This window comes from Herbaspirillum sp. AP02, from assembly GCF_015767275.1.
In the GTDB taxonomy this organism is placed as follows: Bacteria; Pseudomonadota; Gammaproteobacteria; order Burkholderiales; family Burkholderiaceae_D; genus Herbaspirillum.
Genome location: NZ_JADWMY010000002.1, coordinates 505,604 through 531,649 on the forward strand (window position 1 = coordinate 505,604; position 26,046 = coordinate 531,649).

At 65.0% G+C, this 26,046-nt stretch carries 25 protein-coding genes; 15 read left to right on the forward strand and 10 right to left on the reverse strand.

Annotation, left to right across the window (positions count from 1 at the left end; translation table 11 throughout):
* The first annotated feature begins 36 nt into the window (after window positions 1–36).
* The 9 genes from I5R65_RS08290 (at window position 37) to I5R65_RS08330 (ending at window position 8,263) form a co-directional block, all read left to right on the forward strand.
* Window positions 37–1,197, forward strand: a complete 1,161-nt coding sequence (locus I5R65_RS08290) for a S9 family peptidase (protein ID WP_180666185.1) — start codon at window positions 37–39, stop codon at window positions 1,195–1,197.
* A gap of 49 nt (window positions 1,198–1,246) precedes the next feature.
* Complete coding sequence (locus I5R65_RS08295; RefSeq protein WP_180666187.1) at window positions 1,247–2,173, forward strand: VOC family protein; 927 nt, start codon at window positions 1,247–1,249, stop codon at window positions 2,171–2,173.
* Between the two features lie 20 nt (window positions 2,174–2,193).
* Window positions 2,194–2,532: a Rieske 2Fe-2S domain-containing protein gene (locus I5R65_RS08300; protein WP_180666189.1), complete on the forward strand. Its 339-nt coding sequence runs from the start codon at window positions 2,194–2,196 to the stop codon at window positions 2,530–2,532.
* 29 nt (window positions 2,533–2,561) lie between these two features.
* Window positions 2,562–3,692: an FAD-dependent oxidoreductase gene (locus tag I5R65_RS08305; protein WP_180666191.1), complete on the forward strand. Its 1,131-nt coding sequence runs from the start codon at window positions 2,562–2,564 to the stop codon at window positions 3,690–3,692.
* A 70-nt stretch (window positions 3,693–3,762) separates the two neighbouring features.
* Window positions 3,763–4,917, forward strand: coding sequence for an MFS transporter (locus tag I5R65_RS08310; protein WP_180666193.1), 1,155 nt, complete (start codon window positions 3,763–3,765; stop codon window positions 4,915–4,917).
* Window positions 4,914–5,729 carry a cyclase family protein gene (locus tag I5R65_RS08315; RefSeq protein ID WP_180666195.1) on the forward strand — a complete coding sequence of 272 codons (816 nt, stop codon included), beginning with the start codon at window positions 4,914–4,916 and terminating at the stop codon, window positions 5,727–5,729. Before I5R65_RS08310 ends, I5R65_RS08315 begins: the two co-directional genes overlap by 4 nt.
* Before the next feature lie 10 nt (window positions 5,730–5,739).
* Complete coding sequence (locus I5R65_RS08320; RefSeq protein ID WP_180666197.1) at window positions 5,740–6,327, forward strand: cupin domain-containing protein; 588 nt, start codon at window positions 5,740–5,742, stop codon at window positions 6,325–6,327.
* Complete coding sequence (locus I5R65_RS08325) at window positions 6,324–7,307, forward strand: fumarylacetoacetate hydrolase family protein (protein ID WP_180666199.1); 984 nt, start codon at window positions 6,324–6,326, stop codon at window positions 7,305–7,307. Before I5R65_RS08320 ends, I5R65_RS08325 begins: the two co-directional genes overlap by 4 nt.
* Entirely contained in the window at window positions 7,304–8,263 is a 960-nt protein-coding gene (locus tag I5R65_RS08330) for an NAD-dependent epimerase/dehydratase family protein (RefSeq protein ID WP_180666201.1), read from the forward strand. Before I5R65_RS08325 ends, I5R65_RS08330 begins: the two co-directional genes overlap by 4 nt.
* A 25-nt stretch (window positions 8,264–8,288) precedes the next feature.
* Here the strand turns inward: I5R65_RS08330 and I5R65_RS08335 are convergent, their stop codons facing one another.
* The 5 genes from I5R65_RS08335 to map all read right to left on the reverse strand — a co-directional run bounded on the left by I5R65_RS08335 (window position 8,289) and on the right by map (window position 12,913).
* Window positions 8,289–9,845, reverse strand: coding sequence for an EAL domain-containing protein (locus I5R65_RS08335; protein WP_231395106.1), 1,557 nt, complete (start codon window positions 9,843–9,845; stop codon window positions 8,289–8,291).
* A 196-nt stretch (window positions 9,846–10,041) separates the two neighbouring features.
* Window positions 10,042–10,749 carry an anti-sigma factor domain-containing protein gene (locus I5R65_RS08340; RefSeq protein ID WP_180666203.1) on the reverse strand — a complete coding sequence of 236 codons (708 nt, stop codon included), beginning with the start codon at window positions 10,747–10,749 and terminating at the stop codon, window positions 10,042–10,044.
* Window positions 10,746–11,291, reverse strand: a complete 546-nt coding sequence (locus I5R65_RS08345) for a sigma-70 family RNA polymerase sigma factor (protein ID WP_180666205.1) — start codon at window positions 11,289–11,291, stop codon at window positions 10,746–10,748. The genes I5R65_RS08340 and I5R65_RS08345 overlap by 4 nt, the downstream gene beginning before the upstream one ends.
* Before the next feature lie 80 nt (window positions 11,292–11,371).
* The gene (locus I5R65_RS08350; protein ID WP_231395118.1) at window positions 11,372–11,848 is read right to left on the reverse strand and encodes a DUF3455 domain-containing protein; all 477 of its coding nucleotides are present in this window, start codon (window positions 11,846–11,848) and stop codon (window positions 11,372–11,374) included.
* A gap of 267 nt (window positions 11,849–12,115) precedes the next feature.
* Window positions 12,116–12,913 (reverse strand): type I methionyl aminopeptidase, encoded by a 798-nt coding sequence (map, locus tag I5R65_RS08355; RefSeq protein WP_006713089.1) that lies wholly within the window; start codon window positions 12,911–12,913, stop codon window positions 12,116–12,118.
* A 240-nt stretch (window positions 12,914–13,153) separates the two neighbouring features.
* On the opposite strand from map, the gene I5R65_RS08360 reads away from it, so the two are divergent.
* Complete coding sequence (locus I5R65_RS08360) at window positions 13,154–14,065, forward strand: LysR family transcriptional regulator (protein ID WP_180666207.1); 912 nt, start codon at window positions 13,154–13,156, stop codon at window positions 14,063–14,065.
* A gap of 96 nt (window positions 14,066–14,161) precedes the next feature.
* Here the strand turns inward: I5R65_RS08360 and I5R65_RS08365 are convergent, their stop codons facing one another.
* The 5 genes from I5R65_RS08365 to I5R65_RS08385 form a co-directional block, all read right to left on the reverse strand.
* Window positions 14,162–15,340 (reverse strand): MFS transporter, encoded by a 1,179-nt coding sequence (locus I5R65_RS08365; protein WP_180666209.1) that lies wholly within the window; start codon window positions 15,338–15,340, stop codon window positions 14,162–14,164.
* A 196-nt stretch (window positions 15,341–15,536) separates the two neighbouring features.
* A complete protein-coding gene (dgoD, locus tag I5R65_RS08370; protein ID WP_077236655.1) occupies window positions 15,537–16,685 on the reverse strand; it encodes a galactonate dehydratase in 1,149 nt (382 codons plus the stop codon).
* Window positions 16,686–16,804: 119 nt separating this feature from the next.
* Window positions 16,805–17,443, reverse strand: a complete 639-nt coding sequence (locus I5R65_RS08375; protein ID WP_180666210.1) for a 2-dehydro-3-deoxy-6-phosphogalactonate aldolase — start codon at window positions 17,441–17,443, stop codon at window positions 16,805–16,807.
* A gap of 40 nt (window positions 17,444–17,483) precedes the next feature.
* A complete protein-coding gene (locus tag I5R65_RS08380) occupies window positions 17,484–18,452 on the reverse strand; it encodes a 2-dehydro-3-deoxygalactonokinase (protein ID WP_180666212.1) in 969 nt (322 codons plus the stop codon).
* 15 nt (window positions 18,453–18,467) lie between these two features.
* Complete coding sequence (locus I5R65_RS08385; protein ID WP_180666214.1) at window positions 18,468–19,442, reverse strand: aldose 1-epimerase; 975 nt, start codon at window positions 19,440–19,442, stop codon at window positions 18,468–18,470.
* Between the two features lie 559 nt (window positions 19,443–20,001).
* On the opposite strand from I5R65_RS08385, the gene I5R65_RS08390 reads away from it, so the two are divergent.
* From I5R65_RS08390 to chvE, 5 genes are all read left to right on the forward strand, one after another.
* The gene (locus I5R65_RS08390) at window positions 20,002–20,976 is read left to right on the forward strand and encodes an ABC transporter substrate-binding protein (RefSeq protein ID WP_180666216.1); all 975 of its coding nucleotides are present in this window, start codon (window positions 20,002–20,004) and stop codon (window positions 20,974–20,976) included.
* Window positions 20,977–21,098: 122 nt separating this feature from the next.
* The gene (locus tag I5R65_RS08395) at window positions 21,099–22,652 is read left to right on the forward strand and encodes a sugar ABC transporter ATP-binding protein (RefSeq protein WP_180666218.1); all 1,554 of its coding nucleotides are present in this window, start codon (window positions 21,099–21,101) and stop codon (window positions 22,650–22,652) included.
* Entirely contained in the window at window positions 22,649–23,728 is a 1,080-nt protein-coding gene (locus tag I5R65_RS08400; protein WP_180666220.1) for an ABC transporter permease, read from the forward strand. The genes I5R65_RS08395 and I5R65_RS08400 overlap by 4 nt, the downstream gene beginning before the upstream one ends.
* The gene (yjfF, locus tag I5R65_RS08405) at window positions 23,725–24,747 is read left to right on the forward strand and encodes a galactofuranose ABC transporter, permease protein YjfF (protein ID WP_180666222.1); all 1,023 of its coding nucleotides are present in this window, start codon (window positions 23,725–23,727) and stop codon (window positions 24,745–24,747) included. Before I5R65_RS08400 ends, yjfF begins: the two co-directional genes overlap by 4 nt.
* A gap of 219 nt (window positions 24,748–24,966) precedes the next feature.
* Window positions 24,967–26,040 carry a multiple monosaccharide ABC transporter substrate-binding protein gene (gene chvE / locus I5R65_RS08410; protein ID WP_180666224.1) on the forward strand — a complete coding sequence of 358 codons (1,074 nt, stop codon included), beginning with the start codon at window positions 24,967–24,969 and terminating at the stop codon, window positions 26,038–26,040.
* Window positions 26,041–26,046 lie beyond the last annotated feature (6 nt).

Genomic DNA, 26,046 nt, shown 5'->3' on the forward strand with positions numbered 1-26,046 from the left:
ACCCCAAGCATCACTCATCATCAAAGGAGTTTCACCATGTTCCGTTACTTCCCGACGAATTATGTCTGGAATCTATCCGTCGACCTTGCCATCGAGATGGGGGCGCGCATCGGCGAGATCGAAGCCATGTGCGCACCTCTGCAGGAGGCGGCCAAGCAGCCTGACGCCGAAGGCACGGCCGCCTTTCGCGCCACCTGGGCGGACATGGCGGAAAAGCTGTGCAGCCTGGCCGCCGAGGACGAAGTGCGCGGCCGGCTGCTCTCGGCCGGCACCAAATACAAGCGCGCCGCCAGCTATCTGCTGACCTGCGAACGCCTGCAGGGCCACGGTGCGCCGGGCCGGCTGGCACTGTACCGGCGCTTCCTGGAAGTGTTCCAGCGCGGCATCGCCCTGGCCGGCGACAACTGCCAGCGCGTCGAGATCCCCTATGAAGGCCGGGTGATCTCGGGCCTCTATACCCGCGCCATCGGTGTGCAGGGACCGGCACCGGTGCTGGTCCAGCTCAACGGCCTGGATTCGACCAAGGAAATGAAATACCTGGTCGGCCTGCCCGGCTGGCTGGCCGAGCGCGGCGTGTCTTCATTGGTGATTGACCAGCCCGGCACCGGCGAAGCGCTGCGCCTGCATGGCATGACCGCGCGCTTCGATGCCGAGCACTGGGCAGCTCACGTGGTCGACTGGCTGGAGCAGCGCGATGACGTGGATCCCCAACGCATCGGTTGCGAAGGCGTCTCGCTGGGCGGCTACTACTGCCCGCGCGTGGTGGCCATGGAGCCGCGCTTTGCCTGCGGCGTGGTGTGGGGCGCCAATCACGACTGGCGCGATGTGCAGAAGCGTCGCCTGGAAAAGGAGGGCGATTTCCCCGTGCCGCATTACTGGCAGCACGTGTGCTGGGTGTGGGGCGCCAAGGACGTCGACGACTTCATGCGCATCGCCGAAGACGTGCACCTGGATGGCGTGGTCGAAAAGATCCGCGTGCCCTTCCTGGTCACCCACGGCGAAAAGGACAGCCAGATTCCGCTCAAGTGGGCGCATCGCACCTACGAACAACTGGTCAACAGCCCCAAGCGCGAATTGAAGATCTTCACCGACCGCGAAGGCGGCGTGCAACACGCCAGCTTCGACAACTCCATCAATGCCGGCCACGTCATTGCCGACTGGGTGGCCGAGACCCTGGGTGGTCGCACCCGGGGCTGAGGCAGAACGATCACCGATGACACACAGACTGAATCATAAGGAAATCCGCATGAACATCATTGGACCCGATGCCCTGGTCTTTGGCGTGGACGATCTGCCCGCCTGCCGCCAGTACCTGCTCGACTATGGCCTGAGCGACGCCGGCGGCGACCGTTTCGAAGCCCTGGATGGCTCTGCCATCGCGCTGCGTGCCCGCGACGACGCTACCCTCCCGCCGGCCATGGGCACCGCCAGCCTGCTGCGCGAAACCGTCTACGGGGTGGCCGATGCCGCCTCCCTGGATGCCATCGAAACCGAATTGCGCCGCGACCGCGAAGTCAGTCGTCATGACGGCGTGGTGCGCAGCGTGGACGACATGGGCTTTGCGCTGGCCTTCCAGCTGACCGTACGCCGCCCTCTGGTCATGCCCGCCGAACGCGTCAACGGTCCGGGCGACCCGCAGCGCGCGCCCAATCAGCTGGGCCTGCCGCCGGAACTGCCGGCCCTGCCGCGTACGCTCTCGCACGTGGTGTATTTCGTGCCGGACGCCGCCCGGGCCGAGGCCTTCTACCAGCGCCTGGGCTTCGTCTGCACCGACCGCTTCACCGGCGTGGGGCCCTTCCTGCGCCCGGCCGGCACCCAGGACCACCATACCCTCTTCATGATCCAGACCCCGCCCTTCATGAAAGGCTGCGAACACTTCACCTTCCACATGGGCGGCCCGACCGAAGTGCTGCTGGCCGGCACCCGCTTCGTCGAAAAGGGTTACCAGAGCTTCTGGGGGCCTGGCCGCCATCGTTTCGGCAGCAACTGGTTCTGGTACTTCAATTCGCCGCTGGGCTGCCACGTCGAATACGACGCTGACATGGACCTGCATGATGAGGCCTGGGCCGCCCGCGAAGTGCCGATGGGCGCGGATGCCTCGCAACTGTTCCTGTTCCAGTATCGCGAGAAATGGGCACCCAGCGGTCCGCCGCCGCCGGGCGCCGCACGCTGACCCCACCGGGAGAGACGGCCATGTACCTGTGTCACGTCACGCAATTGCCCGAGGACGGCGCACGCGGTTTCGATACCGACGGGGCAGGGCAGGCCACCATCTTCCTGCTGCGCCGGGGCGAGCAGGTGCGCGCCTGGCGCGACCGCTGTCCGCACCACGGCACACCGCTGCCGTGGCGGCGCGACGCCTATCTCGACGCCAGCGGGCAGCACGTCGTCTGTGCCGCCCATGGCGCCCTGTTCGATCCGCTCACCGGACTGTGCACGCTCGGCCCCTGCCTGGGCGACACGCTCACACCGGTCGCGCTGCGTATCGATGACGACGGTGGCCTGCACCTGGCCGGCGACGATCACGTTTAACTCATCAAGAAAAAGATTCAGGAGACACCATGACACTCGCAGCCCAACGCATCCTCATCATCGGCGGCGGCTTTTCCGGCATGTCCGCCGCCATCGATCTGTGCCGCCGTGGCGCCCAGGTCGATCTGGTGGAACTCGATGCCCAGTGGCGCAACTACGGCGCCGGCATCAGCCTGGGCCCGGCCACCCTGCGTGCACTCAAGCAACTGGGCGTACTGGAGGCCTTCCTGCGTGAAGGCGCGGCCGGTGACGGCGTACGCCTGTGCCTGCCGCACGGCCCGCAGATCGCCGAACTGCCCACGCCGCGCCTGGCAGCACCCGATGTGCCGGGTGGCGGTGCCATCCTGCGCCCGGTACTGGCGCGCATCCTGGCCGATGCCACCCGCGCGGCGGGTGCCGATGTCCGCCTGGGTTGCACCTTCACCGCCCTGCGTGAGCAGGGCGACCAGGTCGAGGTGGAGTTCACCGATGGCCAGACCCGCCGCTACGACCTGGTGATCGGCGCCGATGGCCTGTACTCCAAACTGCGCGCCCAGCTCTTCCCCAACGCGCCCAAGCCGCGCTACAGCGGCCAGGCCGTGTGGCGTGCCATCCTGCCACGTCCGGCCGAGATCGATACCTGCACCATGTGGATGGGCCCGCGTATCAAGCCCGGCGTCAATCCGGTCTCCCGGGACGAGATGTACCTTTTCGTGACCGAGCCCCGTCCGGTCAACGACCACATCGATCCATCCACTTTCGTGGCGCGCCTGCGCGGCTTGCTGGAAGACTTCAGCGCCCCGGCCCTCAAGACCATCCGCGACCAGCTCGATGACCGCGCCCGCATCATCTTCCGTCCGCTGGAAGGCCTGCTGCTTCCGCGTCCCTGGTATCAGGGCCGCGTGGTGCTGATCGGCGATGCCGTGCATGCCACCACGCCGCACCTGGCCTCGGGCGCCTGCATCGGCATCGAGGATGCCCTGGTGCTGGCCGACGAACTGGCGCGCAACGTCAGCGTGCCGCTGGCCTTGTCGGCCTTCGAAGAGCGTCGCTGGGAACGCTGCCGCATGGTGGTGGAGAACTCGGCACGGCTGGGCGAGATCGAGGTGGAGGGCGGCGACAAGGACGAGCACTCCCGCATCATGCGCGAATCGCACGCGGCACTGGTGCAACCCATCTGAATGCCACCATCACCAAAAAAATAGAAACCATGAACGGCTTTGCAATCCGCGTACGACGCGAGGAGACAAGATGATCACGACCTATTCCAAGCGCGCCCTGGCTGCGCTGATGCTGGCACACTGCGCCGGCATGATCGACCTGGTCGCGCTGCCGGTCTGGGTCGGCACGCTGGTGGCGCATTACCACTTCGATGCCCGCCAGGCCGGCCTGCTGGCCTCGTTGTTCCTGGGCGGCGCCGTGTTGGCCAGCGCCTGGCTGGCACCGCGCTTTGATCCGGACACGGCACGCTGGAAGGCGGCCATCGGCTTCGCGCTCTCGGCGCTGCTGTTCACCGTGGCCGCGCAGACCCAGCACTATCTGCTGCTGGCCTTGCTGCATGCGGTGTGCGGCATCACGACCGGGCTGTCCTTGAGTGTCACGCATGGCACCCTCGCGCGAGGCAGCAACCCGCATCGCGGCTTTGCACTGGTCGGCATCGCGCTGGGCGTGTTCGCCATCGTGTTCCTGGGCAGTGCGCCGCCGATCATCGCCAGCCTGGGTGGTCCTGCGCTGTTCTATCTCTTCGCCGGCGTGATGGCCGTGGGCGCGCTGGCCTGTGCCCTGGCTTTTCCGCGTGCCGAAACCGATGGCACGGCGCGCGTCGCCGCTCCCCGTATTCCCGTACCGCGCCAGGTCTGGTATGGCATTGCCGGCATTGCCTGCATGGGGCTGGTGCAATCGATGACCTTCAGTTTTCTGGAACGCGTCGGCAGTGATCGCGGCTTCGGCTTGCAGGCGGTGACCGGCGTGCTCATCGCGCTGGGCTTCGTCAATCTCTTGCCGGCGCCGCTGGCGGCCCTGCTGGAGAAGCGCCTGCCCGCCCGCAGCGTGCTGATGGCCGGTCCGCTGGTCCAGGCGCTGCTGGTGGTGGTGATCATGTCGTCTGCGCGCTTCCTGCCCTACGCCGCTGCCGCCTCGGTGTTTGCCGCCGTGATGATCTTTACCCACACCTTCGCCTTCGGCCTCATGGCCCGGCTGGACCGCAGTGGCCGCGCCATGGCCGCCACGCCCGCCATGCTGATGACGGGCGCGGCCATCGGTCCCATCCTCGGCGGCACGCTGGTGCAGGGCTGGAGCTACGCCAGCCTGGGCCCGGTGGCGGTGGTGCTGGGCGTGAGCGCCTCGTTCTGTTTCTCGCGGCTGCCGCGCGCAGCCGCCATCCAACCCCAGGAGGCCCTGGCATGACCGCATCCCTGCAGCCGCGTCGCCGACATCGTTTCGTCGACCTGTCCATCTACCTCGAAAACGACGTGCTCTCCGATCCGCCGCCGCTGGCGCCCAAGATCACCTACCAGAAGCATGCCGACACCTTGCCCGAATTCATGGCCATGCTGCCCGGCACCCGGCCCGAGGATTATCCCGACGGCGAGGCGGCTGCTGCCGAATGGGTCACGCTGACCACCCACAACGGCACCCACCTGGATGCGCCCTGGCATTTCCATTCCACCCAGGATGCCAAGAATGGTGGTGCCCGTCCTTCGATCACCATCGATGAAGTGCCGCTGGAATGGTGCTTCCAGCCGGGCGTGAAGCTGGACTTCCGGCACTTCCCGGATGGCTACGTCGCCAGCGCCGCCGATGTGGAAGCCGAACTCAAGCGCATCGGTCATGTGCTGCAGCCGCTGGATATCGTGGTGGTCAACACCCGCGCCGGTTCGCGCTATGGTCAACGCGACTATCTCGGCGCCGGTTGCGGCATGGGCTATGAAGCCACCATGTACCTGCTCGAACGTGGCGTGCGCCTGACCGGCACCGATGCCTGGAGCTGGGATGCGCCGTTTTCCTACACCGCCCAGCGGGTGGCCGAGACCGGCGACAAGTCCCTGATCTGGGAAGGCCACAAGGCCGGACGCGACATCGGCTACTGCCATCTGGAAAAGCTGCACAACCTGGAAGCCCTGCCGCCACACGGTTTCACCATCAGCTGCTTCCCGCACAAGATCCGGGGCGCCAGCGCCGGCTGGACGCGGGCGGTGGCGATCTTTGACGCCTCCTGAAGGAACCCGGATGAATTTTCCTCCCATCTACCGCGTGGTCACCGGCCACGATGCGCAAGGCCATTCCATCGTCAACAGCGAGGGACCGCTGCCCACGGTGGTGGAAGTGGCTGCCATTCCCGGCACGCTGTTCCACGAAGTGTGGAGTACCGGCGCCACGCCCGTGCCCGTGGACAACGGCCCTGATCCCACCCTGGGCGCTCTGGCGCTCTCGCCCCCGGCGCATGGCACGCGCATGCGCTTCGTCGATATCCCGCCCGACACCGAAGAATTCCTGGCCAGTGCCAGCAGCAGGATGCACGATGCCTTCAGCCAGATCGGCGAAGCCGCTGCCTCCACCGTGCAGGCCGACTCCCCCCATCCACTGATGCACCGGACCGAATCGGTGGATTACGGCATCGTCATCGAAGGAGAGATGACCCTGGTGCTGGAGCGTGGCGAAGTCGACCTCAAGCCCGGCAGCGTGGTCGTGCAGCGTGGCACCAACCATGCCTGGGCCAATCGCTCGGGCAAGCCTTGCCGCATGCTCTTCATCCTGGTGGATGGCCGGTATGACCCGGCCATCGCTGCGCAACTCGGTCGGGGGGATCAGCCATGAAGTTTGCCACCCTGCAGGACGGCAGCGCCGATGGCACCCTGGTCCTGGTGGCGCGGGATGCGCGCAGTGCCCTGCCAGTGCCGCAGATCGCCCCCACCCTGATCGATGCCATGGCGCGCTGGGAAGAAGTGCGTGCGCCCCTGGAAGCGTGCTATCGGGCCCTCAACGAAGGCCATGCCGCGGGTGTCATTGCCTTCGACCCCCGCCAGTGCATGGCGCCGCTGCCGCGCGCGCCGCAATGGCTGGACGCCTCGGCCTTCCTCAACCACGGCAGGCTGATGGAAGAAGCCTTCAAGACGCCCCCGATTCCGCATTTCGATACGGTGCCGGTGATGTACCAGGGCGCCAGCGATGACTTCCTTGGCCCGCATCAGGATGTACCCCTGTGTACGGAATCCGAAGGCATCGATTTCGAAGGCGAGTTCGGTGTGGTGGTCGGTCCGGTGGCCATGGGCGCCAGCGCGGAACAGGCGCTGCAGGCCGTGCGGCTGGTACTGCAGCTCAACGACTGGAGCCTGCGCGCGCTTGGCCCGCATGAGATGAAGACCGGCTTCGGCTTCCTGCAGGCCAAGCCTTCCACCGCCTTTGCGCCGATTGCAGTCACTCCCGACGAACTGGGCGAGGCCTGGCGCGATGGCAGGGTGCAGATGCGCCTGCAGGTGCAGTGGAATGGTGAGCGGTTTGGCGAGCCGCATGGCGGCGAAATGAACTTCTCTTTCGGCCAGCTGATCGCGCATGCTGCCCATAGCCGTCGCCTCACGGCAGGCTGCATCATCGGTTCCGGTACCGTCTCCAATGTGGCACGCGCCGCAGGTTCAGCCTGCATCGCCGAGCGCCGCGTGATCGAAAAGATCGACCTGGGCGAGATCCGCACCGGTTTCATGCGTTTCGGTGACGAGGTGCGCATGCAGGCCCGCTACGCCGACGGCCGTGAAGGTCCCTTCGGCATCCTGCAGCAGCGCGTGGTGCCGGCGCCATGAAGGTATTGGTGACTGGTGCCGGCGGCTTCATCGGCGCGACCCTGATGCAACTGCTGCAGCAGGTGGGGCAGATCGGCACGCAGCGCATCACCCAGCTGGCCGCCATGGACCGGCAGTTGCCGCCCTGGTCCGATGAGATCGTGTGCATCGAAGGCGAACTGCAGGACGCCGCGGTGCAGGAGCGCATCGCCCGCTTCGGCGCCGATCTCTGCTTTCACCTGGCCGCTGTGCCCGGCGGGGCGGCCGAGGCGGATCCCGCATTGAGCCGTCGCGTCAACCTGGATGCCACGCTGGATCTGTTCGAGGTGCTGGCGGCCCGGCCGGCGGCCGCTGCGCCGGTGGTGGTGTACGCCAGCACCATCGCCGTCTATGGCACCTTGCCCGACCCGGTCAGCCCGTCCACGCCCACGCGGCCGGCGCTGGTCTACGGCGCCCACAAGCGTGCCTGTGAAATCCTGCTGGCCGACGCCACGCGCCGTGGCCGGCTCGATGGTCGGTCCTTGCGGCTGCCGGGCATCGTGGCGCGCCCGCGCGTGGCCTCGGGGCTGGTCTCGGCCTTCATGAGCGAACTGTTACATGGTCTGGCCGGCGGAGCGTCGGTGACGCTGCCGGTCGGTCCGCGGGCCACCGCCTGGTGGATGTCGGCGCAGTGTTGCGCCGAGAATCTGCTGCATGCCGCCAGCATGGACCCGACGCTGGATACCGAAGGTCATCGCGAACGCTGCTGGCCCTTGCCGGTGCTGCGGCTCTCCATGGGCGAACTGGTGCAGACGCTGTCGACGCTGTATGGCGTGGACGGCCGTGCGCTGGTGCACTATGCGCCGCAGGAAGAGGTGGAAGCGGTCTTCGGCAGATATCCCGTGCTCGATGATCGTATCGCGCGGCAACTGGGACTGAGGGATGATGGCGACGCCGAGACGCTGGTCAGGCGGGCCCTGGCGCCCTACCGCCTGTAGCTGGCCGTCGCCACTACCGGGGCGGTCAGGCCGCCAGTCCCAGTTCGTTGGCGGCTTCCGGCGGGCGCTGCTGCAGCACTTCATCCAGTTCCAGCGCCTTGCTGAACAGCCAGCCCTGGGCATGGATGTCGGGTGCGATGCCGCGAATGAGCTGCAATTGCTCTTCGGTCTCGATGCCTTCGATGACCACCCGCAGATCCAGTTCGCCGGCCAGGCGCAGCAGGTTCGGCACCACCGACCGCAGCGGCGAGCCGGTGCTCAGCGCGCTGGTGAAGAGTCGGTCGATCTTGATGCCGTCGAAGCGGGCATAGGACAGGTGCGAGAGGTTGGCGCTGCCCGTACCGAAGTCGTCGATCCAGATCGCAAAGCCGGCCCGCCTGAGCAAGTCGATATTGTGGATGAAGGCGGCCGAGCGGATATCGGCGCGCTCGGTCACTTCCAGATGCAATTGCGGGCGCAGGGCCGCATGGTTGGCGGTGAGTTCCAGTACGAAGCGGATGAAGTTGGCATCCTCGATGTCGGCCACTTCGGTATTGATCGCCAGGACCAGATCGGGATTGGCCAGCAACAGGGCTTGCATCTCGCGCAGTGCGCGCGTGAGAACCACCTTGGCCAGGGCGGTACAGAGACGATTCTGTACCGCCAGCGGGACGAAGATATCGGGACCGATTTCCGGCTCATCGGCCGGACGCCAGCGCGCCAGCGCTTCATAGCCCTTCAGGCTCAGATCGCTGATGCAGACGATGGGCTGGTACATCAGCACGATTTCATCATTGGCAATGCCATGCCGCAGCCGATCCAGCACCCCCTGGTGGCGCCGACTGCGCAGGTGGAGCATGCAGGCCAGGGCGCCCGCGGCGAAGCTGCCGGCCAGCAGCGCAATGAGGCCCCGAGGATAGAGCGCCGGATACCAGTGCAAGTGCGCCGACGCCTGCGCGCACAGCGCCATATCGGCGTTGCAGTGGGTCACGTCGATGCCCGGCAACAGCCCGATGGCGCCGTCCGGGTTGTAGCGCACGCCCTCGCGCTCGACCAGCACCCGCGTGCCGTCACCGTTGGTGATGCGCAGCGAGACATCCTGATAGAAACGATTGAGATCGAAGGTGGTGGGCGCGGTGAGGGCCAGGCTGCGGCGCAGTCCGATCAGGTTGCTGGGGGCATGGGTATGCACGATGGCCTGCCCCAGCCATATCTTGAAGCCGCGACCGGCCTGGTAAAGCGGCTCCGGCAGCGCAAACGGCTCAGCCAACTGGCCCCATAGCGCGGTACAGCGCACCATGCCCTGGTCGATGCGCCCGAGATCGGCCACATAGCTGTTGGAATAGGCGATATTGCGCAGGATCGCCAGGTCGTCCTCCGAGCACTGCTGGAACGGGCTGGCCTCGGCCCGACGTAGCGCATCCCCCGTGGCGCGTGCCGCATCTTCCGCGCGTTGCAGGGCCTGCGTCGATGAGGCGTCGATGTGGCGCAGCTCCGAAACGGTCAGCGCAAGCTGTGCCAGAACCAGCCCGATGAGCATGCCGAGACAGGCCCATAGCAGGATTTTCCAGGCCGACACGCGACGGAAGACTTTGCGATTCATTGATTAAAAAGTAACTATTCCTGGCGCAAGCTTAATTTAAAATCCTTATTACTTATTTGGTTTTTTTCGCATGCTGTTGTTTTGAATCGGATTTTGCTGCGATTTCCCGGCCGACGGTAGGGCCCTGGCCTCCCGCTGATGCGCATCGGACTCAATTCTCGCCATTCCTCCCTTTTTTCGACCACCACCGTCAGGCTCAGGACGTGACCTTCACGGCGCGTCCGATATAGAGGATGGGGCCGGTGGGTCGTCCCGTGGGCGAGCCGGTGCCGGGTTCCAGCGTGATCTCGAAGAGTTGGTCGGCCTGCAGCGGGGGCAGCTTTTCCAGCGTCACCTCCTGCGTCCTGCCGGGCTGGACCAGGCCCAGCGATACTGGCGCGCTCCAGTTGGCGCCTTTGGTCCAGAACTGCAGCGCCTTTTCCTGCGGAATGCTCGCCACGCCCAGGGGGATCAGGTTCAGGCGCCCACTGCCGCCGGTCTGGACCACCCAGCCCGGGGCCTTGTCCTGGGGCGCGACCAGCACCACCATGTAGGACGGCGCGCGCGCAGGTGGCTCGGCGCGCAGGACCAGCAGCGCCAGCAAGACCGAGCAGGTCAGTGCGCCGGCGGTGCTCCAGCGCCAGAAATTGACGCTCTCCCACCAGCGTCGCCAGCCACCCTGGCGGCGCACCGATGCCGGCATCGGCAGGCTGCGTTCGATCCGCTGCCACAGGCCCGGCGAGGGTTGTTCCGGCGGCGCCAGTGCGGTCAATGGATGCAGCCTGGCTTCCCAGGCATCGACGGCGGCGCGCAGAGCGGGCTCTTGCGTCAGGCGCCGTTCCACCGCCTGACGCTGCGCCAGGTCCAGTGTTCCGAGAACATACTGGCCTGCCAGCCATTGCAGTTCGTCGTGTGATTCGTTCATCCGATGCACTCCCGCAGCGCGGCCAGGCCCCGCTTGATCCATGCCTTGACCGATCCCAGCGGCGCTTTAAGACGCTCGGCGATCTCGCTGTGGGTGCAGCCATCGACATAGGCGTAGACGATGCTGGCGCGCTTGGCATCGCTCAACTGCCCCAGGCAGTCTTCCAGCCGGCCGAGATCGGCCTGCCACTCGGGCGCCTGGACGGCGGGCTCATGGTGGTCGGCCAGTGCTTCCAGATCGTCGCCGGCATTGACCTCGTGCTGCAGGGCGCGCAGGCGGTTCAGCGCCGTATGGCGCACCACCGTGAAGATCCAGCCGCGCGCTGCACCCCGCGCGGGGTCGAAGCTGGCGGCGCGGGTCCAGATGTTGAGGAAGGCATCGTGCAGCACGTCCTCGGCCAGCGCCCGGTCGCGGACGATGCGCAGCGCCACGCCTAGCAGATAGCGCCCCTCCTGCTGGTACAGCCTCTGCAATGCCCCGCGCTCACCAGCGGCGCAGGCGAGGAGGGCGGCTTCATGGTCGAAGGCAGGGGCGTCTGTCACGCGAAAGGGTCCGGGCGCTTGTTGCCCGGCCGGAACATCCGGCCGGGATGGCGTCGATTATAGCGACGCCAGCGCCGGCATTAGCTGGCTTTCCAGAAAATATAGTCGGCCTGGTAGCCCACCTTCTGCTTGGCACCGGCCTTGCTCATGTCGCAGGCCTCGGCCGGCGCCACGCCACCCCGGGTGGCGACCCGCTGGATGTAGGTGGTCTGGGTCATCGCACCCATGCCGGTGGCCGGATTGGCCTTCACCAGCTGGTACGGGATATTGCCGGTGCCGGCCGGCGCCACCGCCACCTGGGTCGCGGTCACCTTGGAGCCGTCGCTGCTCTCCCAGGTGGCCGGCGGTCCGTAGTAGCGACCGACCTGCATGCCGCTGCGATCCTTCAACACGGCGTCCGGGCCGACGAAGGTCCATTCGAACTGGCCGGGCATGTCCTTCTTGGGGCGGCATTCATAGAGGATTTCGCCCGCGCCCACCGTTTGCAGCACCACCTTGTTGCCGGCCGGCACCTTGACGGCGTCGGGCAGGCTATCTTGCGAATACATGGTCGACATCGGTGCGCAGGCGGCCAGCGTGAGGCTGGCCGCGGCGGCAGCGACGGTGGCGGTCCGGCCCAGGATGGGACGCAGGGCGGACAGGTGGCGCGAGAAGGGGATGGACGGGATGGAATGTTGCATGATGGGCTCCTGTAAGTTCTTGAAATGGGTCGTACCACGATCAGCTTTTCCTGCTGACATGAGTACTACCCACCAGGCGCCCGAACGGATGCAGTCCCGCGAAAATTTATTTTTCGGCCGGCTGCAAGCCGTCTTGGATGGATCTCAGCTGCGGGTGGCAATGGCCGGGTAGCCCCCGCTGCCCTCCGGCCAGGGCGTGAGGATTTCATACCCCTTGGCCGTGACCACGACCATGTGTTCCCACTGCGCCGACAGCGACCCGTCAGCGGTCACCACGGTCCAGCCGTCGTCGAGTTGCTGCGTATGGCGCTTGCCGGCATTCAACATGGGTTCGATGGTGAAGATCATGCCCTCCTTGAGCGGCAGGCCGGCATTGCGCTGGCCATAGTGCAGCACCTGCGGTTCGTCGTGATAGACGGTGCCGATGCCATGGCCGCAATATTCCCGCACCACGGAAAAGCCATCCCGCTGCGCCACCGTCTGGATGGCATGGCCGACATCGCCCAGCGTGGCGCCCGGGCGCACCGCACGGATGCCGGCACACATCGCCTCGTAGGTCGTGTTGACCAGCTTGCGCGCCGTGGCATTGGGCGAACCCACGAAGTACATGCGGCTGCAGTCGCCATACCAGCCGTCCTTGATGACGGCCACGTCGATGTTGATGATGTCGCCATCCTTCAACACCTGGCCACCGGGAATGCCGTGGCAGATCACTTCGTTCACGGAGCTGCAGATGGTCTTGGGGAAACCGTGGTAACCCACGTTGGCCGGCGTGGCCTTCTGCACGTTGACGATATGGTCATGGCAGATGCGGTCCAGTTCGTCGGTACTCACCCCGGCCCGGACGTGCTCGGCCACGATGTGCAGCACTTCGGCCGCCAGTTGCCCGGCCACGCGGGCCTGGGCGATTTCTGCGGCGCTGCGCAGCTTCACTTTTCTCATGCTTGTCTGATCTCGGTGTGCCACGCGTTGCGTGGCGGTCGTTCGGCCGTGTATTTTATCCGTCTCGTGCGCCGCCCGCCGCGGGTTCGCATGATCGTCGGGATTTTTCGACAAGGAACGGGTGTTTTCCGCCCACCGTCTGGCCGGATCCACTTATGGGTAGAATCGATGATCTGGACTTGATCCATCCATTTCACAGATAAACCAGATTCTCTCAACAAGATTCTCACCAGGGGCCGTATGGAACTGAGGCAACTGCGCCAATTCGTGGCGCTGGCGGAAGAAAAGAGTTTTACCCGGGCGGCTTCGCGCTGCCACATCGTGCAATCGGCGTTGTCGTCCTCCATCCGCCTGCTGGAAGAGGAACTGGCCGCGCCGCTGTTCGTGCGCACCACACGTCGGGTCGAGCTGACCGCCGCCGGCGAAGCCTTCCTCGACAGCGCCCGGCGCGCACTGGGTGCGCTGGAGCAGGGCGCCACCGATGTGGCCGACGTCAATGCCATGCGACGCGGCCGCCTGTCCATCGGCACGGTGCAAAGCCTGCCTTCCTTCGTCGACCTGCCGGCGGTGCTGGCACGCTTCCATCGTCGTCATCCTGCGGTGGAGGTGCGGCTGTGCCAGGGGGCGGCGGGCGAGTTGAACGAGAAGGTGGCCTCGCGCCAGCTGGACCTGGCCGTCCTGCCCATCGAAGAAAGCGGCGAAGGCCTGCAGAGCCATATCATCGCCTGCGAAGACCTGGTGTTGGCCTGCATCCCTACCCATCGCCTGGCCAAGGCGCGCTCGGTGACGCTGGAGCAACTGGCCGGCGAGGATTTCGTCGATTTCGAGACCGGCCTGGGTACGCGGGCCCTGGTGGATCGCGGCTTTGCCGAAGCCGGCCTGCGGCGCCGCCTGGCCTTCGAGGTCAGCGATCTGGTGACCTTGCTGGACCTGGTGGTGCACGGACTGGGCGTGGCCCTGTTGCCGCGTGACGTGGTGCGCTCGCGCCGGGGCAAGCTGGCCACGGTCAACCTGCGCGGCGTGGAGCTGTGCTGGGAACTGGTGGTCACGCACAAGGGTGCCGCCCGCAATGGCGCACCAGTGCTGGACGCAGCACCGGCGGCGTTTCTCGAATTGTTGATGGAACAGGCGCGGGAGCAGGGAAGGGCGTGAGCTGGCTGGATGTTCGCCGACCTCATCTGGTGGTCCTCGCACTCTCCCACGGCACGCCCCGCCCGCAGGTGATCGCATCCAGACTGCCGCGCTGCTTCAGATGAAACGCCGCACCGCCTTGCCGCCGAACAGTGCGACCACCACCATCACCAGCGACACCCCCACGAAGCTCACCCGCAAGCCCAGATGTTCGGCCACGCCACCGATGAAGACCGGGCCCAGCAGCATACCCACATAGGCGAAGCGCGCCACGGCGGCAATGCTCTCGGCGGCCGCCATGCCAGGCACCCGGGCTGCGGCCAGGAAGAAGATCGGCATCAGGTTGGCAATGCCCAGGCCCGCCAGCAGCAGCCCGGCCATGGTGGCCAGCGGGGCCGGCCAGGCTGCCGCCAGGGCGATGCCGGCGGCGCCGGCCACTCCGCTCCAGGCCAGGGTGCGCAGGCCGCCGATGCGGGCACGGATGCGGTCGCCGGTCAGCCGTCCGGCCGCCATGCCGGTGGAAAACGCCGCATAGCTGTAGCTGACCCAGGCCGCCGGCGATTGCGCCACGTCGCGCATGTACACCGCTGCCCAGTCATACATGCCACCCTCGCACACCAGCGCCAGGAAGGCGATGCCACCCAGCACCAATACCATGCGGCGCGCCCGGCCATCGGCCCCGCTAGCGCCCGTGGTCTCGTCATGTACGGCGTCGGGCAGGGCGAAGGGGCCGATGGACAAGGCCACCGCCAGTGTGCCGGCCCCGACCAGCGCCGCATGGGCCAGCGGCGACAGCCCGGGCAGGGCACCCAGCGCCGAGCCGGCGATGCCGCCGATGCTGAACATGGCGTGCAGGGTGGACATGATGGGCCGCGTGCGCTGGCCTTCCACCAGCGCAGCCTGTACCGACATGGCCACATCGAAGGCGGCCATGGCGCTGCCGAACACCAGCAACAGCGCCACCAGCATCCAGAACTGGGGTGCCAGCGGGATCAGCAATAGCGTGGCCGCATACAGGATGCCGACCTGGCGCAGGGCACGGGCACTACCGACGCGGGCGATCCACTTGCCGGACTGGCCCATGGTCAGCAGCGCGCCCCCGGCCACGGCCAGCATGGCCAGCGACAGCACCGCGTCGGACAGCGCGAAACGCTCCTTCACCGAGGGAATCAGCACGCCCCAGGTGGCGAAGGTGGCACCGTTGACGAAGAACTGCGCCATCGTGGCGCGGGTGGCGTTACGGCTGCGGACGGATTCGCCAGGGGAAGTGGAGCGGGGAGAGGTGCCGGGCGTCATGAAGAACCTGCAGGAAAAATCAAAAAGCGTGACTTTGCCAGTATTTGATTCATCTGTTAAATGGAATATTTAGATCAACTCCATCGATTCAGCAGATGAATCTACGCGTCTACGTCAGCAGTGCGGCCGAAAAAAAGCCCGGCCAGCTTGCGCTGGGACCGGGCCGAGGGACTACCGAGGAGGAGGGTTTGGCTTGTTACCACTCGGCAAAACTGCCGTCCTTGTGGCGCCAGATCGGGTTGCGCCAGCGGTGGCCGACTTCGGCGCGCTGACGGACATATTCTTCGTTGATCTCGATGCCCAGGCCGGGGCCTTGCGGGATCTTGACGTAGCCGTCTTCATAGGCGAACACGTTCTTGTCGCGGATGTAGTCCAGCAGGTCATTGCTTTCGTTGTAGTGGATGCCCAGGCTCTGTTCCTGGATGAAGGCGTTGTAGCTGCCGGCGTCCACCTGCAGGCAGGAGGCCAGGGCGATCGGACCCAGCGGGCAGTGCAGCGCCAGCGCCACGTCGTAGGCCTCGGCCATCATGGCGATCTTGCGGGTCTCGGTGATGCCGCCGGCGTGCGACACGTCGGGCTGGATGATGTCCACGTAACCCTCGGAGAGGATGCGCTTGAAGTCCCAGCGCGAATACAGGCGTTCACCCAGGGCGATCGGGGTCGAGGTCAGGTGGGCGATTTCCTTCAGGGCCTCGTAGTTCTCCGACAGCACCGGCTCTTCGATGAACATCAGCTTGTACGGCTCCAGTTCCTTGATCAATACCTTGGCCATGGGCTTGTGCACGCGGCCGTGGAAGTCCACGCCGATACCCACGTTGGGGCCGACCGCTTCGCGCACGGCCTGGACGTTGGCCAGGGTCAGTTCGATCTTGTCGTGGCTGTCGATGAATTGCAGTTCTTCGGTGCCATTCATCTTCACGGCGGTGAAGCCGCGTGCCACCGCATTCTTGGCCGCTGCAGCGGTATCGGCCGGGCGGTCGCCGCCGATCCAGGAATACACGCGGATGGAGTCACGCACTGCGCCACCCAGCAACTGGTGTACCGGTACACCCAGGGCCTTGCCCTTGATATCCCACAGGGCCTGGTCGATACCGGCCAGGGCGCTCATGTGGATGGCGCCGCCACGGTAGAAGCCACCGCGATAGAGCACTGTCCAGTGGTCTTCGATATTGCGCGGGTCCTTGCCGATCAGGTAGTCGGCCAGTTCGTCCACGGCGGCCGAGACGCTATGGGCACGACCTTCGACGATGGGCTCGCCCCAGCCGACGATGCCTTCGTCAGTCTCGATCTTGAGGAAGCACCAGCGCGGCGGCACGATGAAGGTAGTGATCTTGGTGATTTTCATTGTTCTGTCCGGTTATGCGTTTAATCTGTTCAGGTGAAAAATGATCGGCTTGCGATCGGTTGCAACGATGAATGTCCTGGGCTGGCAATCGCGCTGGCTGCCTGTCAGTCCGTCAGGCCTCAGCCCAGCGCCTTCCATGCGGCCACGAAGGCCACGGCACGCTGGCGTACTTCCTCGGCCGACAGGCCGGGGGTGTACAAGGCCGAGCCCAAGCCGAAGCCCGATGCACCGGCCGCGCGGAACACCGCCATGCCCTCGGGCGTGATGCCGCCCACCGGCAGCAGCGCGATGTCCCGCGAGATGACGGCACGCCAGGCCTTGACCACCTGGGGGCCGAGCTGTTCGGCCGGGAACATCTTGAGGACGTCGGCACCGTTGTCCAGGGCGGCAAAGGCCTCGGTCACGGTGGCGACGCCCGGTGCGCTGTAGAGGCCGGCGTCACGGGCTGCGCGGATGACGGCGCCATCGCTGTGGGGCATGACGATCAGTTCGCCACCGGCATCCTTGACCTGCTGTACCTGCGCGGGCTTCAACACCGTGCCGGCGCCGACGATGCAGTCGGCCGGCAGGCTCTTGCGCAGGGCGCTGATGCTCACCAGCGGGTCGGGCGAATTGAGGGGTACCTCGATGATGCGAAAACCGCTGTCATAGAGGGCCGCGCCGATGGCTTCGGCCTCGGCATTACGCACGCCGCGCAGGATGGCGATCATGCCGGTGTGGCGCAGGGCGTCGTTGAATCGTTGGGTCTGGAGTTGCATATTCTCTTCCGTGATGCGGTTGATGGTGGCGACCTTGGCCTCAGGCGACCAGTCCGGCGTGGCGCGCCAGCACCCATAGGCCGACTTCGGTGGCGGCGTCGGCCTGGCTGACCGGCCCCAGGCCGAACAGGTCCAATGCCAGCTGGTAGCGGCGGCACAGACCAGCGTCGCCAATCAGGACGATGGTTGGCGCTTGTGCCGGGTACAGGGTTTTCAGGGCGGCCAGCTCGTGGCCGATCAACAGGCCCGACAGATAGTCCGGCTGCGCCTCGGCCGCCAGTTCGCCGGTCAGGCCCAGGGTGCGGCTGCTGAAGATGTTGGAGAGCACGCCGCTCTTGCCTTCCGGCCCCAGCGCCACGCGCGCGCCGCGCAGGAAGGCGGCATCATCTGCGGCCTCGGGCTTGTGCATGGTGCGACCGAGGATGGTGTGGGCGCACAGGGCGCCGTAGACTTCGCCGGTCATGAAGGTGTCGAAATGCTCGATGCAGCCATCGAGCACGCGCACCCACTTCGAATGGGTGCCAGGCAGGCCGATCAGCAGCTCGCGCTCATGGCGCGTCTGCAGGGCGCCGATGACCTGGGTTTCCTCGCCGCGCATCACGTTGGGCAGGGTCGAGGCCTGCAGCAGGCCCGGCACGATCCACAGCGCACGGCCCAGGCCGGTATCGACTTCGGTCAGCTTGCTGCCGATCAGGTCGGGCGAGAGTGGCACGTTCAGGTAGGCGGCTTCGCGCCAGCCCTGCTTGCTGCCGACCATGCCGGCGGCAATCAGCGGCGCCTGCGGTGCGGCCTTGAGCCAGTCGCCGCAGGCTGCTTCCAGCGCGGCACGATAGGGCGCGTGCGCGTCCTCGCCATGCTCCACGGCGGGCAGGTTCATGATGCCCCAGGGATGGGCGCGGCGTTCGATCACCTGGCCGTTACGGTCGAAGCGGTAGCAGCGCAGCGAGGAGGTGCCCCAGTCGAGGGCGATCAGGGCGCAGTCTGTTTGGAGGTCTTGGTGGGTCGTCATGTTCGGTGCCGGGCGTCAGCGCGCCAGGCTGGTATGGTTCGTTTCGCTGCGTGCCTGTTCCTGGGCGATGTCACAGACCGTGAAGCGGGTCAGCAGCACCATGTCTTCTCCGGGCGCCAGCGCGATCAGGCCAGGCTGGTTGGGCAGGTGGAAGGCGTCGACCGGGTGCGTCACCGGTTCCAGGCAGAAATACGGCAGGCCATTGGGACGGAACATCAGCACGTAACCGCTGCGGTCGGTGGTGTGCATCTGCAGGCGCAGGCCGCGGGTAGGATCTTCGATCATGGCCAGGCCGTCCCAGCCCTCGAAGCAATTGTCGATCAGGCCACCCTGCAGCAGCGCCGGGCGGTTGTAGTTCCAGCCGGCCGGCAACTGGCGGCTGAAGCCGGTGGGGATGCGATCAGGTCCGGACAGCCACACGCCGCGTGCACGGAACTGCAGGCGGGTGTGTGCATCGTGCAGGAAGTAAGGATGCAGGCCCAGGCCATAGGGCAGGGTCTCTTCGCCGGCGTTGGTGACGCGCAGTTCTATCTCCAGCGCGTTCTCGCGCAGTGTCAGCACCTGCCGCGCATGATAGACATAGGGGTTGCCATCGCAGCGCGCCGAGTCCAGTTCCAGCGTCATGCGGTCCTCGGCCTGGGCCACGATGCTCCAGGCCTGGCGCCAGCTGTCACCATGGATGGGAAACGGTTCGCCATCGCGGTTGGGCTGCAGGGGGTAATGCTTGCCATCGAAATCGAAACCGCCGCCGGTGATGCGGTTGGACCAGGGCAGCAGCGGAAAGCAGGCCGTCGCGTAGAGGGCCGCCGGGTCGGCGCTCCAGGGGCGCAGCAGCGGCAGCCATTTGCGCTCGCGCTGCCATTCCCACCCGGCCAGCGCACCGCCCAGGGCGGGTAGCACGTGCAGACGCTGACGCCCTGATTGCAGGGTATGGATTTCCGGCAGCCCCTTGGAGCCTGCGTGGTTGGCATCGGTTGCTCGGGATGGCATGGTGTCTCGTATCTTGTTATGGAGTGCGGCGCGCATCAGCGTTGCGGTGGTGCGGCGTCCCGTCGTGGGGACAGCGAAGTCGTCGGCAGGAAGAAGGAGTGGGCTCACGTGGATTCGCGCTCGGTCTTCAGGCTTGCGCTTCAAAAAAAATCTGGCTGATCCTATCACCGCCCCCCGATAGGGAATAATGAAAAAAACATCGCAAACGATATCAAAATTGCGTGGCGCGCGCTGCCCGCTGCCACATCCGCCCGATATGCGCCGACGCGGTGCGGGAGTGGTCTCCCGCTGGTGCGGCGCTGAGGCGATTTTCCCCAACGATGTGCGAAACGGTATCGAAAAACATTAAAAATTCATTGGATACCTATTGGTCGCTTGCCTAATATGGAGCGCGAATCAGGGACTTCACGACCTTCAGGGACTACAGGGTCGTCCAGGATTTCAGCCGCACCGCGCCGCTTCCCGGCTTCATACTTATAAATCAAACGTATTCCGGCGCAGCGCAATCCACGCATACAACAAGGGGAAGTCCACAATTCCCTGCCAACGGAGACTGACAATGAACTCGAAAAGAAGAGCGCTTCTGGGCGCAGCCATTTGCATGAGCCTGGGTAGCAGCGCCATGAGCCTTTCGGCTTTCGCTGCCGACAAACCGCTGACCATGGGCTTCTCGCAGGTGGGTGCCGAGAGTGAATGGCGCACCGCCAATACCGTATCCATCAAGGACGCTGCCAAGCAGGCCGGCGTCAACCTCAAATTCGCGGACGCCCAGCAGAAGCAGGAAAACCAGGTCAAGGCGATCCGCTCCTTCATCGCGCAAAAGGTGGATGTGATCGCCTTCTCGCCGGTGGTGGAATCGGGCTGGGAAACCGTGCTGCGTGAAGCCAAGGCCGCCAAGATCCCGGTCATCCTGACCGACCGTGCCGTCAACGTCACCGACAAGTCGCTGTACGTGACCTTCATCGGTTCGGACTTCGTCGAAGAGGGTCGCCGCGCCGGTCGCTGGCTGCTGGAAAAGGCCAAGTCCATGCCGGCCGGTGACATCAATATCGTCGAACTGCAGGGTACCGTCGGCTCGGCCCCGGCGATCGATCGCAAGACCGGCTTCGAGGAAGTCATCAAGGGCGAACCGCGCCTGAAGATCATCCGTTCGCAGACCGGCGACTTCACCCGCGCCAAGGGCAAGGAAGTGATGGAAGCCTTCCTCAAGGCCGAGGGCAAGAAGATCAACGTGCTCTACGCCCACAACGACGACATGGCCATCGGCGCGATCCAGGCCATCGAAGAGGCCGGCATGAAGCCGGGCAAGGACATCATCATCATCTCCATCGACGGCGTGAAGGGTGCCTTCGAAGCCATGATGGCCGGCAAGCTCAATGTGACCGTGGAATGCAGTCCGCTGCTGGGTCCGCAACTGATGCAGATCGCCAAGGACATCAAGGCCGGCAAGGAAGTGCCCAAGCGCATCACTACCGAGGAAAGCGTCTTCCCGGCCGAAGTGGCGGCCAAGGAATTCCCGAACCGCAAGTATTGAGATCGGCATGAAGGCAACACACCCGCCCTGGGCTTCAGGGCGGGTGTGTTGCTGGTCGGGCGGGTCGGACCTGGTGCGCATGCTGGCGCATGAGGTGTTGCGATGGTTTTGATGGAGTTGCGATGACGATGTCTGTCGGGGCGCAGGCGCGTCCCATGCTGGAATTGAGTGGTGTACACAAGGCATTTGCGGGCGTGAAGGCGCTCACCGATGTCGGCTTGCGGCTGTTCCCGGGGGAAGTGCATACCCTGATGGGACAGAACGGCGCAGGCAAGTCCACGCTGATCAAGGTGTTGACTGGCGTGCATGAGCCCGATCAGGGCAAGATCGAACTGGATGGCCGCGCCATTGCACCGGCCTCCACGCTGGAGGCGCAGGCGCTGGGCATCAGCACGGTCTATCAGGAAGTCAATCTGTGTCCCAATCTGTCGGTGGCCGAGAATATCTTCATCGGCCGCTATCCCAAGCGCTTCGGTCGGATCGACTGGAACAGCGTCCACGCACAGGCGAAGCTGCTGCTGCAGCAGCAATTGCAGATCGATATCGATGTGGCGGCCCAGTTGTCGTCCTATCCGCTGGCGATCCAGCAGATGGTGGCGATCTCGCGTGCTCTGTCGGTATCGGCCAAGGTGCTGATCCTGGATGAGCCCACCTCCAGCCTGGACGAGGCCGAGGTGCAGCAGTTGTTCAAGGTGCTGCGGCGCCTGCGCGAGCAGGGCATGGCGATTCTCTTCGTGACCCATTTCCTGGACCAGACCTACGAGATTTCGGACCGCATCACGGTGCTGCGCAATGGGGTCCGCGAAGGCGAATACCTGGTCGCCGACCTCTCACGTCTGGAGCTGGTCAACAAGATGGTGGGCGTGACCGCAGTCGATCATCGCAAGGTCGAAGCCGGTGCCGAGGCCCTGGCCTCGGGGCTGTCGGCCGATGCGGCAGAGCAGGGCGAAGTCTTCCTGCAGGCCGACGGGTTCGGTCGGCGTGGCGTACTGGCGCCGCAGGACCTGGAATTGCGGCGCGGTGAAGTGTATGGCCTGTGCGGCCTGCTGGGCTCGGGACGGACCGAGATGGCGCGTCTGCTGTTCGGCGCCGACCGCGCCGACAGCGGGCAACTGCGCATCGAAGGTCGCGCCGTCAGGCTCAATGTGCCGCGCGATGCGATTGCGGCCGGCATCGGTTTCTGTTCCGAGGACCGCAAGAAGGAAGGTGCGATCCTGGAGTTGTCGGTGCGCGAAAACATCATCCTGGCGCTGCAGGCAAGGCAGGGCCTGTTCCGCGTACTGCCGCGCAAGCGCCAGAACCAGATCGCCAGCGATTACGTGAAATGGCTGGGCATCAAGACTGCCGACCTGGAAACCCCGATCGGCCTGCTCTCCGGCGGCAACCAGCAGAAGGCCTTGCTGGCGCGCTGGCTGGCGACCGACCCGGGCATGCTGATCCTGGATGAACCCACGCGCGGCATCGACGTGCGGGCCAAGCAGGAGATCATGGATTTCGTCATCGCCATGTGCCGCAAGGGTATGTCCATTCTTTTCATTTCCTCCGAGATTGCCGAGGTCCTGCGCTGCAGTGACCGCATGCTGGTGCTGCGCGACCGTCGTGCCTGTGGCGAATACCGTCGCGGTGAACTCGACGAGCAGTCGGTCTTGCAGGTCATCGCGGGAGAGGCCGCATGAGTGCTTCCATGGATTCCAAACTGATTCCCGATACCGCCACCCACGGCGGTGGGCCGGGCTGGACGGCGCTGTTGCGTCATCCGCTGGTGCGCCCGCTGGCGGCACTGGCGCTGCTGCTGCTGATCGATTTCCTGCTGGTGCCGGGCTTCTTCAAGCTGGAGATCAAGGATGGTCATCTGTATGGCGCGCTGATCGATATCGTCAACCGGGCCGCGCCGCTGATGCTGGCGGCGCTGGGCATGACCCTGGTCATCGCCACGCGTGGCGTGGATATTTCGGTGGGTGCGGTGGTGGCCATTTCCGGCGCGGTCGCAGCGATCCTGATCGGTGGCAAGATGGTGGTGGTCAATGGTGTGCCGGAGTATGTCAGCAACGTACCGATGGTGTGGGCGCTGGCCGCTGCCATGGGCGCGGCGCTGCTGTGCGGCGCCTGGAACGGCGTGCTGGTGGCGGGCCTGGGGCTGCAGCCCATCATCGCCACGCTGATCCTGATGGTGGCCGGGCGCGGACTGGCGCAGTTGCTCACCGATGGCCAGATCGTGACGGTCTACTACAAGCCATTCTTCTTCTTGGGCGGCGGCTACCTGTTCGGCCTGCCGTTCTCGCTCTACATCGCCGTGGGCATGTTCCTGCTGCTGGCGCTGCTGATGAAGAAGACCGCCCTGGGCCTGTTCATCGAATCGGTCGGCATCAACCCGGTGGCCTCGCGCCTGGCCGGCATCCGCACGGCGGCGCTGATCTTCTTCGTCTATATGTTCTGCAGCGCCTGCGCCGGGCTGGCCGGGCTGATGATCGCCTCCAACATCAAGAGCGCCGACGCCAACAACGCCGGCCTGCTGCTGGAGCTCGATGCCATCCTGGCCGTTACCCTGGGCGGCACCTCGCTGGCCGGGGGCAGGTTCAGCCTGGTGGGCAGCGTCATCGGTGCGCTCATCATCCAGACCCTGACCTATACGATCTATTCGCTGGGCGTGCCGCCCGAGGTCAACATGGTGGTCAAGTCCATCGTGGTGTTCCTGGTCTGCCTGTCGCAGTCGCCGCAATTCCGTCGCATGTTGAGGATGTCCAGATCATGATGCTCGTTTCTTCCTTGCGGCGCGCTTCCCATGCGCCGTGGTTTACCTCCATGGTGACCGTGGTGTTGCTGGTGATTATGCTGCTTGCAGGGGCAGCAGGGTACGACGGTTTCCTGTCGCCGCAGGTGATGCTGAACCTGCTCATCGACAATGCCTTCCTGCTGGTGGTGGCCATCGGCATGAGTTTTGTCATCCTCTCCGGCGGCATCGACCTGTCGGTCGGTTCGGTGCTGGCGCTGACCACGATGGTGGCGGCCTTCCTGCTGCAGCACTGGCACTGGCCGCCGCTGCTGGTGATGGTCACGGTCCTGCTGATGGGTGCCGGCTTCGGTGCCGCCATGGGCGCAATGATCCACTACTTCAAGCTGCAGGCTTTCATCGTGACGCTGGCTGGCATGTTCCTGGCGCGCGGCCTGTGCTACCTCATCAGTATCGATTCCATCACGATCGACGATCCCTTCTTCACGGCGATGTCGCAGACGCGCATCGAATTCGCGGGCCTGTTCATCTCGCCCAGCGTGGTGATCGCGCTGATCGTGCTGGCCGTGGCCATCTGGATGGCGCATGGCACGCGCTTCGGGCGCGCCGTCTATGCCATCGGCGGCAGCGAAAGCTCGGCCATGCTGATGGGCTTGCCGGTGGCGCGCACCAAGGTCTTGGTCTATGCCTTCAGCGGTTTCTGCGCGTCGGTGGCCGGTCTGCTGTTCTCGTTCTACATGCTGTCCGGTTATGGATTGCATGCGCAGGGCGTGGAACTGGATGCGATTGCGGCCGTGGTCATCGGCGGCACCCTGCTCACCGGTGGCTATGGTTATGTGGCCGGCACGCTCACCGGCGTGCTCATCCTTGGTGTGATCCAGACCCTCATCGCCTTCGATGGCAGCCTCAGTTCCTGGTGGACCAAGATCTTCATCGGCGCGCTCCTGTTCGTCTTTTGCGTCGCGCAACGTGTCATTTCCCTGGGGGCCCTGCGCGGCAAACCGGCCGGATCGGCGAAAGCCGCGCCAGCCGGCGCTTGAGCGGGTTTTTCTAAGCTTAATTAAGATAACTTTACATAGAGGGAGTTATACCGAAAAACATATCCATTACGCTCAAAAAATCATTAGAAATGTATTGGTAAAGCAATTAATGTAGAGCCCGCAAAACAGTTGCTCTGCATGACATTCATCAGAACTAGCGGCGCTGTTTGTGAATAACTACAACACGCCATTCCATAAAAGAGACTGGAGACTCATAGCATGAAAATCAAATCGGTATTGACCGGCATCGCGCTCGGCCTGGGTGTCACCCTGATGTCCATCAGCGCACAGGTGAGCGCGCAGAGCAAGTCGCTGGTCGGCGTGGCCATGCCCACCAAGTCCTCGGCACGCTGGATCGCCGACGGCAACAACATGGTCAAGGTCCTCAAGGAAAAGGGCTACCAGACCGACCTGCAATACGCCGAAGACGACATCCCCAACCAGCTGTCCCAGATCGAGAACATGCTGACCAAGGGCGCCAAGGTGCTGGTGATTGCCGCCATCGACGGCACCACCCTGACCGACGTGCTGCAGAAGGCCGCCGACAAGGGCGTCAAGGTCATCGCCTATGACCGCCTGATCCGTGGTTCCAAGAACGTCGACTACTATGCCACCTTCGACAACTTCCAGGTCGGCGTGCTGCAGGCACAATCGCTGGAAAAGGCCCTGGGCCTGAAGGAAGGCAAGGGTCCGTTCAACATCGAACTGTTCGGCGGCTCCTCGGACGACAACAACGCCTTCTTCTTCTACAACGGCGCCATGTCGGTGCTGAAGCCTTACATCGACAGCGGCAAGCTGGTGGTGCGCTCCAAGCAGATGGGCATGGACAAGGTCGCGACCCTGCGCTGGGATCCGGCTACCGCCCAGGCCCGTATGGATAACCTGCTGTCGGCCTTCTATACCAACGCCAAGGTCAATGCCGTGCTGTCGCCGTATGACGGCCTGTCCATCGGTATCCTGTCGTCGCTGCGCGGCGTCGGCTACGGTACCCCGCAACAGCCCTTCCCGTATGTCTCGGGTCAGGATGCGGAAGTGCAGTCGGTCAAGTCCATCATCCGTGGCGAGCAGTATTCCACCATCTTCAAGGATACCCGCGAGCTGGCCAAGGTCACCGTCGGTATGGTCGATGCCGTGCTGGGTGGCAAGCAGCCCCAGATCAACGACACCAAGACCTATAACAATGGCGTGAAGGTGGTGCCGTCGTACCTGCTCAAGCCGGTCGTGGTGGACAAGTCGAACTGGAAGGAAGTCCTGATCGGCAGCGGCTACTACACCGAAGCCCAACTGAAGTAAGCACCA